This is a genomic window from Mycobacterium sp. P2_H7, from assembly GCF_056403275.1.
Genome location: NZ_JBFUFU010000060.1, coordinates 1 through 416 on the forward strand (window position 1 = coordinate 1; position 416 = coordinate 416).

Below are 416 nucleotides of genomic sequence, written 5' to 3' on the forward strand. Positions count from 1 at the left end.
ATCTCGCTCTGCAGCTCTTCGTTGAAAAACTCGTAACGGTTGCGGCCACGGCCTTTCGCCCGATACAGCGCGAGATCGGCATTGACGAGCAGCTGCTTGGCATCGACGCCGCTGTTGGCCGCAATGCCGATGCTTACGCCGAACCGGCACTGGTGACCCAGATAGTCGATCGGCTGGCGCATCGCATCGATGATGTGGTCGGCAAGCGCGGCAAGCTCCTTGTCGTCGCGTCCATGGCTTAACACGAAAAACTCGTCGCCGCCGATGCGCGCAACGAAATCGGCCGGACCGACGCCGGCCTTGATGACTTTCGAAGCATGCACCAGCAATGCATCGCCCGCCGCGTGGCCGAGGGTGTCGTTGATCTGCTTGAAGCGATCAAGGTCGAGATGCAGCAACGCTGCGCGGCCCTCGGC

The 416-nt window shown here is 61.8% G+C and carries 1 protein-coding gene; it reads right to left on the reverse strand.

The window, feature by feature from the left end; genetic code table 11:
• On the reverse strand, positions 1-416 hold a 416-nt coding region (locus tag AC1DY7_RS31340), incomplete at both ends, for a diguanylate cyclase domain-containing protein (protein WP_477497655.1).